This is a genomic window from Streptomyces sp. CMB-StM0423 (genome assembly GCF_002847285.1).
Lineage (GTDB): Bacteria > Actinomycetota > Actinomycetes > Streptomycetales > Streptomycetaceae > Streptomyces.
In genome coordinates this window covers 544,734-564,168 of record NZ_CP025407.1, presented here as the reverse complement: position 1 = coordinate 564,168, position 19,435 = coordinate 544,734, and the positions used below count along the sequence as shown (strand labels likewise).

Here is a 19,435-nt window from a genome sequence, read left to right as displayed (position 1 = left end):
GTGACACCGTGCCCCGCCGGCGGCACATGGGATCTCCGATTCACGGACGGCCTCGATCTCGCGGCGCACCTGGAAGCGTCCGCGACAAAGGCGGCGGCCGTGGTGGCGGGCTTCTTCCACCGGATGACGGGCGACCGGGAAGTTGCCGTGGTCATCGAGGGGGCGATGTCCGGGGCCCTGCGCATCGAGATCGCTCCGGGGAGCACGCTGGGCGAACTCCAGGGGCGGGCCGAGGAACTGCTCGCCGCATTGGGGAAGGCGGGCAGGGCGGACGGCGAAGCGATATGCGGGGGCGGGGCGATACCCGCGGGCGGGGCGCAATGTGCGGTGCCCGCATGCGCGGTCCCCGAATCCATACCGGAGGCGGGGGCGGCGCTGAGACGGGTGTTGGTGAGATTCGCGGAGCGCATGAGTGCCGACCCGGACGCCCGGGTGGGCGACGTGGATCTGCTGGGTACGGGGGAGCGGGGGTTGGTGGTGTCGGGGTGGAACGAGACGCGCCTCGCGGTGCCGTCCGGGACGGTCCTGGACCGGTTCGAGGCGCGGGCGCGGCGCACGCCGAGCACGTGCGCCGTGCGATGCGGCGCGGACACGATGTCGTACGCGGAGCTGGACGCGCGGGCGAACCGGTTGGGGCGGTATCTGCGGGGGCTGGGGGTGGCTCGGGAGTCGCGGGTGGGGCTGTGCCTGCCGCGTGGTGTGGAGATGGTCGCGGGGATCCTCGCGGTGTGGAAGGCCGGGGGCGCGTACGTGCCGCTGGATCCGGCGTATCCGGCGGAGCGGTTGGCGTACATGGTCGCCGACAGCGCAGCCGCGGTCGTGCTGACGACCGGTGCCACGGCGGGGGTGGTATCGGAGTCGGCGGGGCGCGTGGTGTCGCTGGACGACGCGGCGGAGGACATCGCCGCGGCATCGGCGGAGCCGCTGGGCACGCCGCTGGAGCCGGGGCAGTTGGCGTACGTGATCTACACCTCCGGATCGACGGGCCGCCCGAAGGGCGTCGCGGTTCCGCACGGTGGTGCGGCGAACCTGGCGGAGGCGATGCGTCCGGTCCTCGGTGTCGCCGAGGGTGTGACGGTGTTGCAGTTCGCGTCGTTCAGCTTCGACGCCGCGGTGCTGGATGTCGCGGTCACCCTGGCGGCGGGTGGCACGTTGGCGGTTGCGTCGGACGAGGAGCGGGTGGAGCCGGCGGCGCTGGCGGAGATGATCCGCACCTCCGGTGTCTCGGTGGCCAGCGTCGTGCCGTCGCTGCTGAGCGTCCTTGATCCGGCTGCGGTCAGGGGTGTGCGGAACTGGGTGCTGGGTGCGGAGTTGCTGACCGCCGACCTGGCGTCTCGCTGGACGCGGCAGGCGCAGGTGTGGAACACCTACGGCCCGACCGAGGCCACCGTCATCACCACCGCCACTCCGCTCGCCGCCGACATCGCCCCGGACGACCCGCCGCCCCCGATCGGACGCCCCCTCGGCAACACCCGCGTCTACGTGCTGGATGCCCGGCTGCGACCCGTGCCGACGGGCGTGACCGGAGAGTTGTATATCGCCGGTGCCGGCCTGGCCCGCGGCTATATCGGCCGCGGCGGGCTGACCGCGGAGCGGTTCGTCGCCTGCCCCTTCGCGGCCGGTCAGCGGATGTACCGCTCGGGGGACCTGGCCCGATGGACGGCGGACGGCGAGCTGGCGTTCGTGGGCCGCGCCGACGAGCAGGTGAAGATCCGGGGCTTCCGCATCGAGCCCGGCGAGGTGCAGTCGGTGCTCGCCGCCCATCCTCGGGTGTCGCAGGCGGCGGTCGTCGTACGGGAGGACCGGCCGGGCGACAAGCGGCTCGTCGGCTACGTGGTGGCGGCCGAAGGCGGCGTAGACGCGGACGACCTCCGGGGGTTCGCCGCCGAGCGGCTGCCCGAGCACATGGTGCCCGCCGCCCTCGTAGTCCTGGACGCGCTGCCGCTGACCCCCAACGGCAAGGTCGACCGCGCCGCGCTGCCGCCGCCCGAGCCCGCCGGGCCCGTACGCGGGCGCGCCGCCGCGACGCCGCTGGAGCAGCGGATGTGCGCGCTGTTCGCGGATGTGCTGCACGTCGGGCACGTGGGCTCCGACGACGACTTCTTCGCTCTCGGCGGCGATTCGATTCGCTCGATGCTGCTGGTGTCCGCCGCCCGCGAGGCGGGCTTTGCGCTGACCACCCGGCAGGTGTTCGAGGGCAGGACACCGGCGAGGCTGGCGGCCTTTGCCGCGTCGGGCCACGGCGCGGCCCCGGCAGATGCGGTCTCTGACGCCCCGCTGCTGCACCTCGACGGCGAGCAGCGCGCGGAGTTGACGGCGGCGGTGCCCGGGCTCGTGGAGGTGCTGCCGCTCTCGCCGCTGCAGGAGGGTCTGCTGTTCCACGCGCTGTACGACGACCAGGCGCCGGACGCGTACGTCGGCCAACTGAACCTGGACGTCGACGGCCCGCTTGACCCGCGCCTGGTGCGGAAGGCGTGGCAGGCGTTGCTGGACCGTCACGCCGGTCTGCGCGCCGGTTTCCGGCAGCCGGCAGGCATGACGCGGCCGGTGCAGGTGGTCGTCGAGGGCGTCGAGCTGCCGTGGCGCGAGGAGGACCTGTCCGGGCTGGGTGCCACGGAGGCGCGGGCGGAGTCGGAGCGGATCGCGGACGCCGAGCGGGCACGGCGGTTCGATCCGGCACAGCCGCCGCTGCTGCGGGTGGCGTTGCTGCGGATCGGCACTGAGCGGTACCGGATGGTGCTCACCCTCCACCACATCGCCCTGGACGGCTGGTCGCTGCCGATCGTCCTGCGCGAGCTGTGGACCCTCTACGCGGCGGGCGCCGACCTTGCCGTCCTCCCACCCGCGACGCCGCACCGCGACCATCTGACGTGGCTGGCCCGGCAGGACGAGGAGACCGCCGCGGAGGCGTGGCGGCTGGCGCTCGCCGACGTGGACGAGCCGACGCTGGTGGCACCGGCACGGCAGGACGGTGAACCGGCGCCGACCGGCAAGGTGGTCGCGGAACCGGGCGCCGGGCTGACCGCCGCGCTGGAAGACCTGGCCCGCCACCGCGGCCTGACGCTGAATACGCTGCTGGAGACCGCGTGGGCGATGGTCGTGGGGCAGCTCGCGGGCCGTAGCGACGTCGTCTTCGGCAGCGTGGTCGCGGGCCGGCCGGCGGAGCTGCCGGGCGTAGCCGACATGGTCGGGCTGTTCCTCAACACGGTGCCCGTACGGGTCCGGCTGGACCCGGCGCAGACGATCGCCGAACTGCTCGACGCGGTCCGGGCAGAGCAGACCGCGCTCCTCGACCACCAGCACCTCGGTCTCGCCGACATCCAGCGGCTCGCCGGGCCCGGCGCCACGTTCGACACCCTGATGACGCTCCGGACCTACGGCGCCGGTGCGAGCGCGCCGCCGGAGCCCCTGCGGATCGCCGAGTCCCGGCTGCGCGAGTCGACGACGTACGCCCTGGCCCTGGGCGTGGAGCCGGACGACGGCATGAAGCTCTGGTTCGACTACTGGCTGGACGCCTTCGACGAGCGGTCCGCACAGGCCGTGGCCGACCGGTTCGTCCGCGTGCTGGCACAGATGGCCGCCGACCCGGGCGCGCGGGTCGGCGATATCGACGCGCTGGGCGAGACCGAACGGGCGTCGGTGGTGTCGGAGTGGAACGCCACGGATCTTGCGGTGCCGGCGGGTTCGGTGCTGGACCGGTTCGAGGCGCGGGTGCGGCAGGCGCCGGAGGCCGTCGCCGTGCGCTGCGGGGCGGAGGCTCTGTCGTACGGGGAGTTGGACGCGCGGGCGAACCGGTTGGGGCGGTATCTGCGGGGGCTGGGGGTGGCTCGGGAGTCGCGGGTGGGGCTGTGCCTGCCGCGGGGTGTGGAGATGGTCGCGGGGATCCTCGCGGTGTGGAAGGCCGGAGGCGCGTACGTGCCTCTCGACCCCGCCTATCCGGCGGACCGGTTGGGCTTCATGATCGCCGACAGCGGAGCCGCCGTGGTCGTCGGCGCGGCCCGGTCGATGGCCGGGGTGCCCGCGGGCGCGGCCCGGGTCGTGCTGCTGGACGAGGCCGCGACGGAGATCGCGGCGGAGCCCGGTGCGGCGGTGGAGCGGCGCGTCGGGCTCGACGAGTTGGCGTACGTGATCTACACCTCCGGATCGACGGGCCGCCCGAAGGGGGTGGCGGTTCCGCATGTGGGCCCGGCGAACCTGGCGGAGGCGATGCGTGCGGTCCTTGGTGTTGCCGAGGGTGTGACGGTGTTGCAGTTCGCGTCGTTCAGCTTCGATGCCGCGGTGCTGGATGTCGCGGTCACGCTGGCGGCGGGTGGCACGTTGGCGATTGCGACGGGTGAGGAGCGCGAAGAGCCTGCGGCGCTGGCGGAGATGATCCGCAGTTCGGGTGTCTCGGTGGCCAGCGTGGTGCCGTCCCTCATGAGCGTCCTCGACCCGGCTGCGGTCACGGGCGTACGGAACTGGGTGCTGGGTGCGGAGTTGCTGACGGCCGACTTGGCGTCTCGCTGGTTGCGGCAGGCGCGGGTGTGGAACACGTACGGGCCGACCGAGGCCACCGTGATCACGACCGCCACCCTGCTGGATTCGGGTATCGAGCCGCACGATGCGCCTCCGCCCATCGGCCGGCCGATCGGTAACGCCCGTACCTACGTGCTGGATGACTTCCTCCGGCCCGTACCCCCGGGAATCACCGGCGAGTTGTATATCGCCGGCCCGGGCCTGGCCCGTGGTTACATCGGCCGCGGCGGGCTGACCGCTGAACGCTTCGTCGCCTGCCCCTTCCAGCCCGGTGCGCGCATGTACCGTTCGGGTGACCTTGCCCGGTGGTCCGACGACGGGCTGCTGCACTTCGCCGGCCGCGCCGACGAGCAGGTCAAGATCCACGGCTTCCGTATCGAACCGGGCGAGATCGAAGCCGTCCTCGCCGCCCACCCTGAGGTTGCTCATACCGCCGTCGTCGTACGGGAGGACCAGCCCGGCGACAAACGGCTCGTCGGATACGTCGTACCGGCCGGCGGCCGCGTGGCGCCGGATGCCGTACGGGAGTTCGCCGCGCTGCGGCTGCCCGAGCACATGGTCCCTGCCGCGATCGTCGCCCTCGATGCCCTGCCCCTCACGCCCAACGGCAAGCTCGACCGCAAGGCCCTGCCCGCCCCGGAGGCGAACGGAAGCGCAGGACGACGCGCGCCCGCGACGCCGCGGGAGGTGCTGCTCTGCGAGCTGTACGCCGACGTCCTCGGCGTGGAGCGCGTCGGCGCCGACGACTCCTTCTTTGCTCTCGGCGGTGACTCGATCCGCTCGATGCTGCTGGTGTCGGCTGCTCAGCGGGCGGGGTTGGCGTTCACGTCGCGGCAGGTGTTCCAGCTCCGTACCCCCGCCCGGCTCGCCGCCGCCGCGGCTGCCGTGACCGACGCTGCCGGTGCCCCCGACGCGCCCCCGCTCGTCGACCTGGCGCCGGACGTACTGGACGAACTGTCGGCCGCCGTCCCGGGCCTCGTGGAGGTGCTGCCGGTATCGCCGCTGCAGGAAGGGCTGTTGTTCCACGCGGTGTACGACGAGCAGGCCACCGACGTCTATATCGGACAGCTCGTGCTCGGCGTGGAAGGCCCGCTCGACGCCGCCGTTCTGCGGGCGTCGTGGCAGGCGCTGCTCGCCCGCCACGCCAGTATGCGCGCCGGGTTCCGGAACCTGCCCGGCGTGGACCGGCCCGTGCAGGTCGTGGTGGAGGATGCCGAACTGCCGTGGCGCGAGGAAGACCTGACCGGGCTGGGCGTCGGCGAGGCGTGGGCGGAGTCGGAGCGTATCGCCGCTGCCGAGCGCGCCCGGCGGTTCGACCTGGTGCGCCCGCCGCTGCTGCGGGTGGCGTTGCTGCGGACGGGCGCCGAGCGGTACCGGATGGTGCTCACGCTCCATCACCTGGCGCTCGACGGCTGGTCGGTGCCGATTCTGCGGCGCGAGCTGTGGGCCTGCTACGCGGCCGGGGGCAGCGCCGCCGGGCTGCCGCCCGTGACGCCGTACCGCGACTACCTCGGCTGGCTGGCCCGCCAGGACAGGGACGCCGCCGCGGAGGCGTGGCGGCAGGCGCTCGCCGACGTGGACGAGCCGACGCTCGTCGCGCCCGGCGGGAGCGACGGCACCGACGCGCCCTCCCGCGATCTCGTGCGCACCGCCGGGGCCGCTTTGGACGAGGCGCTGGCCGGGCTGGTCCGCGCGCACGGGGTGACGCTCAACACCGTGATCGAGACGGCATGGGCGATGGTCGTGGGCCAGCTCGCGGGCCGTAGTGATGTGGTGCTGGGGGCCGCGGTCGCCGGCCGCCCGGCGGAGCTGCCGGGCATGGAGCACATGCTGGGACTGTTCATCAACACGGTCCCGGTGTGCGTGCGGCTGGACCCGGCGCAGCGCGTCGCGGACCTCCTGGCGGACGTACAGGCGCAGCGGGCGGCGCTGATGGACCACCAGCACCTCGGCCTCGCGGACATCCAGCGGCTCGCCGGGCCGGGCGCGACCTTCGACACCGTGATGGCGTTCGAGAACTTCCCCGCCGGGACCGACGCCTCCGGCGCGTCCGACGACCCGCACGCCGCACATGGCCCGGCTCCGGCAGGACTGCGCTTCACCGAGGCCACGGTCTGGGGCGAGACGAACTACCCGCTCACGCTCGTCGCCGACCCCGTCGGCGGGCTGCGGCTGAAGCTGAGCCACCGGCTCGACTCCTTCGACGCCTCCCCCGCCGGTGCCGTCCTGGACAGGCTCGTGCACGTCCTGGAGCGGATGGCGGCCGCCCCCGGCGCGCCTGTCGGCCGACTTGATGTCCTCGACGGCCCCGAGCGGACGCGCGTGCTGCGGGACTTCAACGACACCGGCCGCCCCCTCGCAAAGGGGGCGCTGCCCGAGCTGTTCGGCGCGTCTGCCGCGCGGTGTGCGGATGCCGTCGCGCTGGTCGACGGCGACCGGGAGTGGACGTACGCGGAGCTGGACGAGGCCGCGGACCGGGTGGCCGGCGGTCTCGCCGCGCGCGGGGTGCGGCGCGGGGACCTCGTGGGCGTGGTGATGGAGCGGTCCGCCGAGCTGGTGATCGTGCTCCTCGGCATCGTCAAGGCGGGTGCCGGCTACGTCCCGGTGGCCGCGGACTGGCCGGCGGCGCGCACCGGGCTTGCGCTCGGCAGGACCGTACTGACCGTGGCGGATGGGCAGTCGGACACACCGGCGGCGTCGGTCGTCCCGGCCGGCGAGCTGCTGGCCTCGGCCGCCGCGCGTCCCGTGTCCCTCGGTCCGGACGACGTGGCGTACGTGATGTACACGTCCGGGTCGACCGGGCTGCCGAAGGGCGTCGAGGTCACGCACGGCGACGTGGCGGACCTCGCGCGTGACGGCCGTTTCGCCCGCGGCCACGAGCGGGTCATTTTCCACTCCCCGCAGACCTTCGACGCCGCCACGTACGAGCTGTGGGCGCCGCTGCTGACCGGTGGCCGGGTCGTCGTCGCCCCGCCCGGCGCGGTGACGCCCGCGCGGCTGCGGGAGCTGATCCGGCGGCACGGGATCTCCGCGATGTGGCTGACGGCCGCGCTGTTCCACCTGTTCGCGCAGGACGACCCGGAGTGCCTGGGCGGGCTGCGCGAGGTGTGGACCGGCGGCGACGCGGTGCAGGCGGAGGCGGTGCGCCGGGTGCGGGCCGCGTGCCCGGAGCTGGTGGTGGTGGACGGGTACGGGCCGACGGAGACCACCACGTTCGCGACCTCGTACCGCATCGGGCCCGGTGTGGCCGTCCCGCCGTCCGTGCCGATCGGCGGGCCCCTCGACAACATGCGCCTGTACGTGCTGGACGGCTTCCTGCGCCCGGTGCCCGCCGGGGTGACCGGCGAGCTGTACATCGCCGGCGCGGGCCTGGCCCGGGGCTACGCGGACCGGCCGGAGCTGACGGCGGAGCGGTTCGTGGCCTGCCCGTTCACGCCGGGGGAGCGGATGTACCGCTCCGGTGACCTGGTGCGCTGGACCGGCGGCGCTGTGCTGGAGTTCGCCGGGCGGGCGGACGCGCAGGTGAAGGTGCGCGGCTTCAGGGTGGAGATGGGCGAGATCGAGGCCGTGCTCGCCGGTCACGAGGCGGTCGGGCAGGCCGTGGTCGTCGCCCGCGAGGACCGGCCGGGCGACAAGCGGCTGGTGGGGTACGTCGTCGCGGATGGGGGGCGGTACGTCAGCGAGGACGCGCTGCGCGCGTACGCCTCGGAGCTGCTGCCGGAGTACATGGTGCCGGCGACGGTGCTGGTGCTCGACGCGATGCCGGTGACGGCGAACGGGAAGGTGGACCGCAAGGCGCTGCCCGCCCCGGACTTCGCCGGCCGCGCGACCGGCCGGGCGCCGCGCGGTGCCGCGGAGACGGCGCTGTGCGCGCTCTTCGCCGACGTGCTCGGGCTGGCGCGGGTCGGCGCGGACGACAGCTTCCTGGAGCTGGGCGGCGACTCCATCACGTCCATGCAACTGGCGTCCCGCGCCCGCAAGGCGGGATTCGTACTGACGCCACGTCAGGTCTTTGAGGAGCGCACCCCCGAGCGGCTGGCCGTGGCCCTGGAGACCGCCGCGCCCGGCGCGGACGCGCCCGCAGGCAACGGGGACGGGGACGGCTCGGGCGTGGGCGAGGTGCCGTGGACGCCGGTGATGCGGTGGATCGGCGCGGGTGTCGCCGGCGCCGGGTTCACGCAGTGGACGGTGGTCGGCGCCCCCGCCGGGCTGGCGCACGGGGTCCTGGCGGGCGGTGTGGCCGCCGTGCTCGACGTGCACGACATGCTGCGCGCCCGCACCGCTCCGGCCGACCCGTACCCCCGCCTCCTCGTCCCCGGGCCCGGTTCCGTCGACGCCGCCGCGCTGATCACCCGCGTCGACGCCGCCGAGGTGCCGGACGGGAAGCTGGACGAGGCCACCGGCAGGGCGGCGGCCGAGGCGGCGGCCCGGCTGGACCCCGCGGCCGGCGCCGGGATGCTGCGGGTGGTGTGGCTGGACGCGGGCACGCACCGCACCGGCCGCCTCGCCCTGGTCGTCCACCACCTCGCGGTCGACGGCGTGTCCTGGCGGGTCCTGCTGCCCGACCTGCAGAACGCCTGCGAGGCACTGGCCGCGGGCCGGCCGGCCCGCCTCCACCCCGTGCCGACGCCGTTCCGCCGCTGGGCGCGCGAACTCGTCGCCCAGGCCGCGGGCGAGGCGCGCCAGGCCGAGCTGGAGCAGTGGACGAAGCTGCTCGTCGAGCCCGAACCGCTGATCGGCAGGCGGCCGCTCGAACCGGCCGCCGACACCGCGCGCACCCAGCGCCGCGCGTCGTGGAACGTGCCCGCGGAGCAGGCCGCCACCCTCCTGGCACGTACGCCCACGGCGTACCACTGCGGCGTGCACGAGGTGCTGCTCGCCACCTTCGCCGCCGCCGTCGCGCGCTGGCGGCCCGGCGGGCACACGGGGCTGCTGGTGGACATGGAGGGCCACGGCCGGGAGGAGCTCGGCGACCTCGACCCGTCGCAGACCGTGGGCTGGTTCACCGCGGTCCACCCGCTGCGGCTCGACCTCCGGGGCATCGACCTGGACGAGGCCCGCGGCGGCGGCCCGGCCGCGGGGGAGCTGCTGAAGTCCGTCAAGGAGCAGGCGCAGGCCGTGCCCGGCGACGGGCTCGGCCACGGCCTGCTGCGGCACCTCAACCCGGAGACGGCCGAGGTGCTGGCCGCGCTGCCCGCACCGCAGGTCGGCTTCAACTACCTCGGCCGCTTCGCCGCCGGCTCGGGCGCGGGCCGGGTCGAGGCGTGGCAGCAGGCCGGGGAGACCGCCGTCGGCGGCTCGGCCGCGCCCGGCATGGCGATCACCCATGCGCTGGAGGCCAACCCGGTCGTCCGCGACACCCCAGCGGGCCCCGAGGTCACCCTCGCGCTCGCCTGGGCCGGCGGGGTCCTCACCGACACGGACGCCGGCCGCCTCGGCCGTATCTGGCTGGACATGCTCGCCGGGCTCGCCGCCCACACCGACGACCCGGCGGCGGGCGGCCACACCCCTTCCGACTTCCCTCTCCTCGACCTCGGCCAGGACGAGATCGACCAGTTCGAAGCGATCGCGGCGAAGCTCCAAGGAGGACTGACCCGGTGAACCCCTCAGCCGTCGCCCAAGGCTCCGCCCTGGCAGAGATGTGGCCCCTGTCGCCGCTGCAGGAAGGTCTGCTGTTCCACGCCGGCTTCGACACCGACAGCCCCGGCGTCTACACCGTGCAGTTCATGCTCGACGTGGACGGCCCGCTGGACCACCGGCGCTTCCGCGCCGCCTGGGCCGGGCTGCTCGCCCGGCACCCCGCGCTGCGCGCCAGCTTCCACCGGCGCCCCTCCGGCGAGGCCGTCCAGCTCATCACCCGCGAGGTCGCGCTGCCGTGGCGGGACGCGGACCTGTCCGCGCTGCCCGGGCCCGACGCGCTCGCCGAGACCCAGGCCCTGGCCGACGCGGAACGCGCCCGGCCCATCGACCTTGCCGCGGCCCCGCTGCTGCGGCTGCTCCTCGCCCGGCTCGGCGAGGAGCGGCACCGGCTGGTGGTGACGACCCATCACATCCTCATCGACGGCTGGTCGATGCCGATCCTGCTGCGCGAGCTGGCGGCGGTGTACGAGGCGGGCGGCGACCTGTCGATGCTCAAGCCCGCCCCCTCCTACGGGCAGTACCTGGCGTGGCTGCGCCGCCAGGACAAGGGCCGGGCGCAGGCCGCCTGGCGCGCCGAGCTGGCCGGGGCCGACGAGCCCACGCTCGTCGTACCCCCGGAGGCGCTCGAAGGGCCGGTGGTGCCCGGGCGGGTGCGGTTCACGCTCGGCGCGGAGCTGTCGGCGGGAGCGGCGGAGCTGGCGCGGGCGCACGGCCTGACGGTCAACACGGTGGTGCAGGGCGCCTGGGCGCTGGTCCTGGCCCGGCTCACCGGCCGTGACGACGTCGTCTTCGGCGCCACCGCCGCCGGCCGCCCGCCCGAGCTGCCCGGCGTCGAGGCCATGGTCGGCCTGTTCATCAACACGCTGCCCGTCCGCGTCCGGCTCGACCCCGCCCGCCCCGCGGTGGAACTCCTCGCCGACCTCCAGCGGCGCCAGGTCGGCCTGATGGCGCACCAGCACATCGGGCTGCCCGACGTGCAGAAGCTCGCCGGCCCCGGTGCCACGTTCGACACCCTCGTCGTCTACGAGAACTACCCCCTCACCTCCGCCGAGTCCGACGACCCCGAGGCGCTGTCGATCCGCTTCGCCGGCGAGCCCCAGGACGCCGGCCACTACCCCCTGACGCTCATCGCCTGGCCCGGCGAGCAACTGCGGGCCGAGCTCTTCTACCGGCGCGACGTGTGCGAGCCGGGCCGGGCCGAGACCGTCACCGCGTCCTTCGTGCGGGTGCTGGAACAGCTCGTCGCCGATCCGGCCGCGCCCGTCGGGCGCCTCGACGCCGTCGACGAGCGGCGGCGTGCGCTGGTCACGACCCAGTGGAACGACACCGCGGCGCCCGTCCCCGAGCCGCTGGCGCCGGAGGCGTTCGGTGCGCAGGTGGGGCGGTCGCCGGAGGCGGTGGCGTTGGTGGCGGGGGACGAGTCGCTGTCGTACGGGGAGTTGGGCGACCGTGCGGGGCGGCTGGCCAGGTATCTCGTGGCGGCGGGTGTGGGGCCCGAGGTCCGGGTGGCGGTGGTGGCGGAGCGGTCCGCGGTGCTGGTCGAGGCGCTGCTTGCGGTGTCGCTGGCCGGGGGCGTCTTCGTACCGGTGGATCCCGGCTATCCGCCCGAGCGGCTGGGGTTCGTGCTGGGGGACGCCGATCCGGCGGTGGTTCTGTGCACGGAGGCGGCGCGGGACCTGCTCCCGGAGGGCGTACGGCCGGTGGTGCTCGACGATCCGGCGGTGGCCGCTGAAGTGGCCGCGTACGGGGCCGGGGCGCTTCGGGCAGACGAACGGCGCGGTCCGCTGACGGCCGATCATGCCGCGTACGTCATCTACACCTCCGGCTCCACCGGCACCCCCAAGGGCGTCGTCGCCACCCACCGCGGCCTGCGCAACCTCGTCGCCGACCGCCTCGCGCAGTACGGCTTCGGCCCCGGCAGCCGCGTCCTGCAACTGGTCTCGCCGAGCTTCGACGTCTCGATGAGCGACATCTGGCCGGTGCTCTGCGCAGGTGGCCGGCTCGTGCTCGGCCCCGTCCGGCGCGACCTCTCCGGCGACGAGCTGGCCCGCCTGATGCGCGACGAGCGCGTCACGTACGTCGCCACCACCCCGACCCTGCTCGCCGAAGTACCGTCCGCCGACCTGCCGGAGCTGCACAGCGTCGTCCTCGGCGGCGAACCCGGGTCGCCCGAGCTGCGCCGCCGCTGGCTGGCGGGCCGCGAGCTGTTCAACGAGTACGGCGTCACCGAAGCGACCGTCGCCTCCACGCTCGGCCGGATCCGCGACACCCGCGGCACCCCGCCCATCGGCGGCCCCGTCACCAACTCCCGGGTGTACGCGCTGGACGCGTTCCTCCAGCCCGTGCCGCCCGGGGTGGCGGGCGAGCTGTACCTGGCCGGAGCGGGAGTCGCCCGCGGCTATCTGGGGCGGCAGGGGCTGACCGCGGAGCGGTTCGTGGCCTGCCCGTTCGCGCCCGGAGAGCGGATGTACCGCACCGGCGACCTCGTGCACTGGACCGACGACGGCGAGCTGATCTTCGCCGGCCGTGCCGACGAACAGGTCAAGATCCGCGGGCACCGCATCGAGCTGGGCGAGATCGAGGCCGCACTGCGGGAGGCCGCCGGGGTCGCCGAGGCAGTGGTCGTCGCGCGCGCCGACGGCCCCGGCGACAAGCAGCTCGTCGGCTACGTCGTCCCGGAGGGTCAGGACGTCGACCCGCGGCGGGTGCGCGAGGAAGCGGCCGCGGCGCTCCCCGACTACATGGTGCCGGCGGCGGTGCTCGCGCTGCCCATACTGCCGCGTACCACCAGCGGAAAGATCGACAGGACCGCCCTGCCCGCGCCGGACTTCGCCGAGCACGCCACCGGCCGGCCGCCCGAGGGCGAGACGGAGACGGCACTGTGCGCGCTCTTCGCCGAGGTGCTGGGACTGGAACGGGTCGGTGCGGACGACGACTTCTTTGCTCTCGGCGGCGACTCCATCACCTCCATGCAGCTCGCCTCCCGCGCCCGCCGCGCCGGCCTCTTACTCACGCCCCGGCAGGTCTTCGACGAGCGGACCCCCGAGCGCCTGGCCGTGCCCGCCTCCCGGGCGGCGGCGCCCGCGGCGGCCGACGGCGCGGACGGCGGCATCGGCGAGGTGCCGTGGACGCCGGTGATGCGCCGGCTCGGGCTACGGACCGCGGGCCGGGAGTTCGCGCAGTGGACGGTCGTCGGCGCCCCCGCGGGCCTCGGCCCCGAGGCGCTCGCCGGCGGCATCGGCGCGCTGCTGGACACCCACGACGTGCTACGGGCCAGAGCGGACCTGTCCGACGAGGCGGCCCCCCGGCTCCTCGTCGCTAAGCGCGGCTCGGTGGACCCGGCCGCCCGCGTGACCCGTATCGACGCCGCGGACGTCGACGACCTGGACGGGCTCGCCGAGCAGGCCGCGCGCGCGGCCGTCGCCCGGCTGGACCCGGCGAACGGCGTCATGCTTCACGCCGTGTGGCTCGACGCCGGGCCCGCCCGGGTGGGGCGCATCGCGCTCCTCGTCCACCATCTCGTGGTCGACGGGGTGTCGTGGCGGATTCTGCTGCCGGACCTGCGGGCCGCGTGCGAGGCGGTGGGGGAGGGGCGGAAGCCGGAGCTGGAGCCGGTCGCGACGTCGTTCCGGCGCTGGTCGGGGGAGCTGGCGGCGCAGGCAGCGAGCAAGGAGCGGCGGTCCGAGCTGGAGCAGTGGACCGCGCAACTCGGCACCGGCGCGCCCGCGCTGACCCGCCGCGCCCCGGACCCGGCGACCGGCACCGTCGTGTCGCTGCAGAACCGGTCGTGGACCGTCCCGGCGGACCAGGCAGTGACGCTGACCGGCCGTACACCGGTCGTCTTCCACTGCGGCGTCCACGAGGTGCTGCTCGCGACCCTCGCCGCCGCGGTGGCCCACGTGCGGCCGGGTGCGCGCGGGAGCGTCCTCGTGGACGTCGAGGGCCACGGCCGCGAACCGGCCGGGGACCACGATCTGTCCCGCACGGTGGGCTGGTTCACCAGCGTCCACCCGCTGCGCCTCGACCTGCGCGGCGTCGACCTGGACGACGTACGCGCCGGCGGGCCGGCCGCCGGACGGCTGCTCAAAACAGTCAAGGAGCAGGCCCAGGCCGTACCGGGCGACGGCCTCGGCCACGGGCTGCTGCGCTACCTCAACGCCGGGACGGCCGACGCGATGGCGGCGCTGCCGCAGCCGGAGATCGGCTTCAACTACCTCGGCCGGTTCCCCGCCGGAGGCACCGCGGGCCTGGTCGAGGCATGGCAGCCCGCAGGCGAGACCGCCGTCGGCGGCACCGCACCCCCCGACATGCCGATCCTGCACGCGCTCGGGACCAACGCCGTCATCCGCGACACGGCAGCGGGCCCCGAGCTGTCGTTCACCCTCGGCTGGCCGCCCGAGCTGCTCGACCGGGCCGACGTCGAACTCCTCGGACACACCTGGCTGGAGATGCTCGCCGGCCTCGCCGCGCACACCGCGGACCCGGCGGCCGGCGGGCACACCCCCTCCGACTTCCCCCTCCTCGACCTCGGCCAGGACGACGTCGAACAGCTCGAAGAGATCGCCGGCACGATCGAAGGAGGACTGCCCCGGTGAAGACCCACGCCGCCGCCACCCGCCCGGCCCTGGAAGTGTGGCCGCTGTCGCCGCTGCAGGAGGGCCTGCTGTTCCACGCCGGCTACGACGACACCGGCCCCGACCTCTACACCGTGCAGTTCGTCCTCGGCCTCGACGGCCCCCTGGACGCCGCCCGCCTGCGCGCCTCCTGGGAGACGCTGCTCGCCCGCCACGGCGCCCTGCGCGCCAGCTTCCACCGGCGCGCCTCCGGCGAAGCCGTCCAGCTCATCGCCCGCGAGGTCCGGCTGCCCTGGCGCGAGGCCGACTTGTCCGGCGCCACCGGTCCGGACGCCGCCGCCCGGCTCGAAAAGCTGGCCGCCGAGGAGCGCGCGCAGCGGCTGAACCCCGCGGCGCCGCCGCTGCTGCGGCTGCTCCTCGTCCGGCTCGGCGACCGGCGGCACCGGCTGGTGATGACGACCCACCACATCCTGATGGACGGCTGGTCGATGCCGGTGCTGCTCGGCGAGCTGTCCGCGGTGTACGAGGCGGGCGGCGACGCCTCCGCGCTCAAGCGCACCGCACCGTACCGGGATTACCTGGCCTGGCTGGGCCGGCAGGACAAGGAGGCGGCGCGGGAGGCGTGGCGGGCGGAGCTCGCCGGTGCCGACGAGCCGACGCTCGTGGTGCCCGCGGATCCGGGGCGGGCGGCGGTGCTTCCGGAGCAGACCGAGGCGCGGCTGGGGCGGGAGGCGACGGCTGCGCTGGGGGTGTGGGCGCGTGGGCGTGGGCTGACGGTCAACACGGTGGTGCAGGGGGCGTGGGCGTTGGTGTTGGCGCGGTTGGTGCGTCGTTCGGATGTGGTGTTCGGTGCGACGGTGGCGGGGCGTCCGGCGGAGTTGCCGGGTGTCGAGGCGATGGTGGGGTTGTTCATCAACACGTTGCCGGTGCGGGTGCGCCTGGACGGCGGGCAGCGGGTGGCGGATCTGCTGGCGGACTTGCAGCGGCGGCAGTCGGCGCTGATGGGGCACCAGCACCTGGGTCTCCAGGAGATCCAGAAGCTGGGCGGAGCGGGTGCGACCTTCGACACCCTCGTCGTCTACGAGAACTACCCGCGCCCGCCGGAGGACACCGCGGGCCGCGACGCGCTGTCCATCGAGGTCCTGGACTCCCGCGAAGCGACCAACTACCCGCTGACGCTCGGGGTCGATGTCGCCGACCAGCTCGAAGTCCGGCTGACCTACCGACCGGATCTTTTCGGGACCGATGAGGCGGAAGGGCTGGCGCGGCGGTTGGTGCGGGTGCTGGAGCAAGTGGTGGCGGACCCGGAGGTGCGGGTCGGGGACGTGGAGGTGCTGACGGCCGGGGAGCGGGCGTCGGTGGTGTCGGGGTGGAACGACACGGAGTTGGCGGTGCCGGCTGGGTCGGTGCTGGACCGGTTCGAGGAGCGGGCCCGGCGGGCTCCCGAGGCGGTCGCCGTGCGCTGCGGGGCAGAGGTGTTGTCGTACGCAGGGCTGGACGCGCGGGCGAATCGGCTGGCGCGGTATCTCCAGCGGCTGGGTGTGGGCCGGGAGTCGCGGGTGGGGCTGTGCTTGCCGCGTGGCGTGGAGATGGTCGCGGGGATGCTCGCGGTGTGGAAGGCCGGGGGCGCGTATGTGCCGCTTGACCCCGCCTATCCGGCGGAGCGGTTGGCTTTCATGGTCGCCGACAGCGGTGCGCAGGTGGTGCTGAGCACCGGAGAGCTGGCGCCCGAGGGCGCGGTGCGGCTGGAGGAGGCGGCAGCCGATGTCGAGGCGGAGTCGGCTGAGTCGCTTCAGACGGCGCTGGAGCCTGGGCAGCTCGCGTATGTGATCTATACGTCGGGATCGACGGGCCGCCCGAAGGGCGTGGCGGTTCCGCATGAGGGCCCGGCGAACCTGGCGGAGGCGATGCGTGCGGTCCTTGGTGTTGCTGAGGGTGTGACGGTGTTGCAGTTCGCGTCGTTCAGCTTCGATGCCGCGGTGCTGGATGTCGCGGTCACGCTGGCGGCGGGTGGCACGTTGGCGGTTGCGACGGGTGAGGAGCGCGAAGAGCCTGCGGCGCTGGCGGAGATGATCCGCAGTTCGGGTGTCTCGGTGGCCAGCGTGGTGCCGTCCCTCATGAGCGTCCTCGACCCAGCCGCAGTCACGGGTGTGCGGAACTGGGTGCTCGGCGCCGAACTGCTGACCGCGGACCTGGCGTCCCGCTGGACCGGGCAGGCGCAGGTGTGGAACACGTACGGGCCGACCGAGGCCACCGTCATCACCACCGCCACCCCGCTGGATTCGGGCATCGAGCCGCACGATGCGCCCCCGCCCATCGGCCGGCCGATCGGTAACGCCCATACCTACGTGCTGGATGACTTCCTCCGGCCCGTACCCCCGGGTGTCGTGGGCGAGTTGTACATCGCCGGCCCGGGCCTGGCTCGTGGTTACATCGGCCGCGGCGGGCTGACCGCTGAACGCTTCGTCGCCTGCCCCTTCGAGCCGGGCGCGCGCATGTACCGTTCGGGTGACCTGGCCCGGTGGTCCGACGACGGGCTGCTGCACTTCGCCGGCCGCGCCGACGAGCAGGTCAAGATCCGCGGCTTCCGTATCGAACCGGGCGAGATCGAAGCCGTCCTCGCCGCCCATCCCGACGTGTCGCACGCCGCCGTGGTCGTACGCGAAGACCGCCCCGGCGACAAACGCCTCGTCGCCTACGTCGTCGGCGACGTCGACACCGACGCCGTACGCGAACTCGCCGCCACCCGACTGCCCGAGCACATGGTGCCGGCTGTCGTCGTGGTTCTCGACGCGCTGCCGCTGACACCCAACGGCAAGACCGACCGCGCCGCTCTGCCGGCACCCGACCTCGCCGACCGCGTCTCCGGCCGTGCTCCCGCGAATCCCACCGAGGCCGCCCTGTGCGCGCTGTTCGCCGAGGTACTGGGCCTCGAACGAGTGGGTGCGGACGACGACTTCTTTGCTCTCGGCGGCGACTCCATCACCTCCATGCAGCTCGCCTCCCGCGCCCGCCGCGAAGGGCTCGTGCTCACCCCGCGGCAGGTCTTCGAGGCCAAGACCCCCGAGCGGCTGGCCGTGGTGGCCGCGCCCGAGTCGGCGCCGGCCGTTGCGGACACGGGTATGGGTAACGCGCCGTGGACGCCGGTGATGCGGGCGCACGGCGTACGGGCCGCGGCCCCCGGCTTCGCCCAGTGGACGGTCGTCGGCGCACCCCCCACTTTGGGGCTCGACGTGCTCACCGCCGGTGTGGCCGCCCTTCTCGACGCGCACGACGTGCTACGGGCCCGCGCAGACATGTCCGATCCGGCGAACCCCCGCCTCGTCGTCCCCGAACGCGGCACCGCCGATGCCGCCGGTCTCGTCACCCGTATCGACGCTGCCGGCACCACCGGCCTCGACGCGTTCGCCGCCCGCGAAGCCCGCGCCGCCGCCGCGCAGTTGCGCCCCGAGGACGGATCGATGGCCCGTGTCGTCTGGCTGGACGCCGGGCCGTCCCGGGTCGGCCGGCTGATCCTCGTCGTCCACCACCTCGTCGTCGACGGCATGTCCTGGCGCATCCTCCTCCCCGACCTCCAAACGGCCTGCGCTTCTCTCGCCGACAACCGGCAGCCCGCCCTCGACCCCGTACCCACCCCCTTCCGCCGCTGGGCACGCGAGCTGGTCACCCAAGCTGCAACTGATGACCGGGTCTCGGAACTCCAGCCATGGACCGACCTCCTCGGCGCTGCCGAATCACCCCTCGGCCACCGCCCCCTCGACCCCCTCGCCGACACCGCCGCGACCATGCGTTCGCACACCTGGACCGTGCCCGCCGAGCAGGCGGCGACGCTTACTGCCCGTACGCCCGCCGTCTTCCACACCGGGGTGCACGAGGTGCTGCTTGCGACCCTCGCCGGGGCCGTCGTCCAGTGGCGGTCTGACGCGACGGACCGCGGCGTGCTGGTCGACATCGAGGGCCACGGCCGTCAGCCGGCCGGGGACATGGATCTGTCGCGTACGGTCGGATGGTTCGCCGCCGTGCACCCGCTGCGCCTCGATGCCTCCGGCGTCGACCTTTCCGACGCGCGCGCCGGCGGACCGGCAGCCGGGGCGCTGCTGAAGGCGGTCAAGGAGCAGGTGCAGGCCGTGCCCGGTGACGGCCTCGGCCACGGGCTGCTGCGCTACCTCAACCCCGAGACCGCCGACGCCGTGGCCGCCCTGCCGCGCCCGCAGATCGGCTTCAACTACCTCGGCCGCTTCCCCGCCGCGTCTCCAGCCGGTGACCCCGAGCCGTGGCAGGCCGCCGGGGAGACCGCGGTCGGCGGCTCCGCCGCGCCCGGCCTGCCGGTGGCACACGCGCTGGAGGCGAACGCGGTGGTCCGCGACACCCCGGACGGCCCCGAGCTGACGCTGACCCTGAGCCGGCCCGCCGGTCTCCTCGGCGCCGAGGAGACCGAACGCCTGGGCGCCGCCTGGCTGGAGCTGCTCGCCGGGCTGGCCGCGCACACCGAGGACCCGGCGGCCGGCGGGCACACCCCGTCCGACTTCGCGCTGCTCGACCTCGGCCAGGACGAGGTGGACGAGTTCGAAGCCGACCTCGCCGAAGACGACCTTCCATGAACCCGGCCCCGTAGATCCGTGGACCCGCCAGCCCGTAGACCCGCCAGCCCGTAGACCCGCAGACGAAAAGAAGCCGCAGCCAGCGATCCGCCGTGAGGAGAGACA

The 19,435-nt window shown here is 74.5% G+C and carries 3 protein-coding genes; all 3 read left to right on the top strand.

What is annotated here, in order from left to right; all coding sequences use genetic code 11:
* The first annotated feature begins 408 nt into the window (after positions 1-408).
* The 3 genes from CXR04_RS02360 to CXR04_RS02350 are packed head-to-tail and all read left to right on the top strand — an operon-like array spanning position 409 to position 19,330.
* Positions 409-10,116 (top strand): non-ribosomal peptide synthetase, encoded by a 9,708-nt coding sequence (locus tag CXR04_RS02360; RefSeq protein WP_101426149.1) that lies wholly within the window; start codon positions 409-411, stop codon positions 10,114-10,116.
* Positions 10,113-14,750 carry a non-ribosomal peptide synthetase gene (locus tag CXR04_RS02355; protein ID WP_101420240.1) on the top strand — a complete coding sequence of 1,546 codons (4,638 nt, stop codon included), beginning with the start codon at positions 10,113-10,115 and terminating at the stop codon, positions 14,748-14,750. Before CXR04_RS02360 ends, CXR04_RS02355 begins: the two co-directional genes overlap by 4 nt.
* Positions 14,747-19,330 (top strand): non-ribosomal peptide synthetase, encoded by a 4,584-nt coding sequence (locus CXR04_RS02350; RefSeq protein WP_234380000.1) that lies wholly within the window; start codon positions 14,747-14,749, stop codon positions 19,328-19,330. Before CXR04_RS02355 ends, CXR04_RS02350 begins: the two co-directional genes overlap by 4 nt.
* The last annotated feature ends 105 nt before the right edge of the window (positions 19,331-19,435 follow it).

Bases quoted from the DNA above. Each gene is read 5' to 3' on its own strand.
- CXR04_RS02360 (WP_101426149.1), top strand. From the start codon at position 409: ATGAGTGCCGACCCGGACGCCCGGGTGGGCGACGTGGATCTGCTGGGT.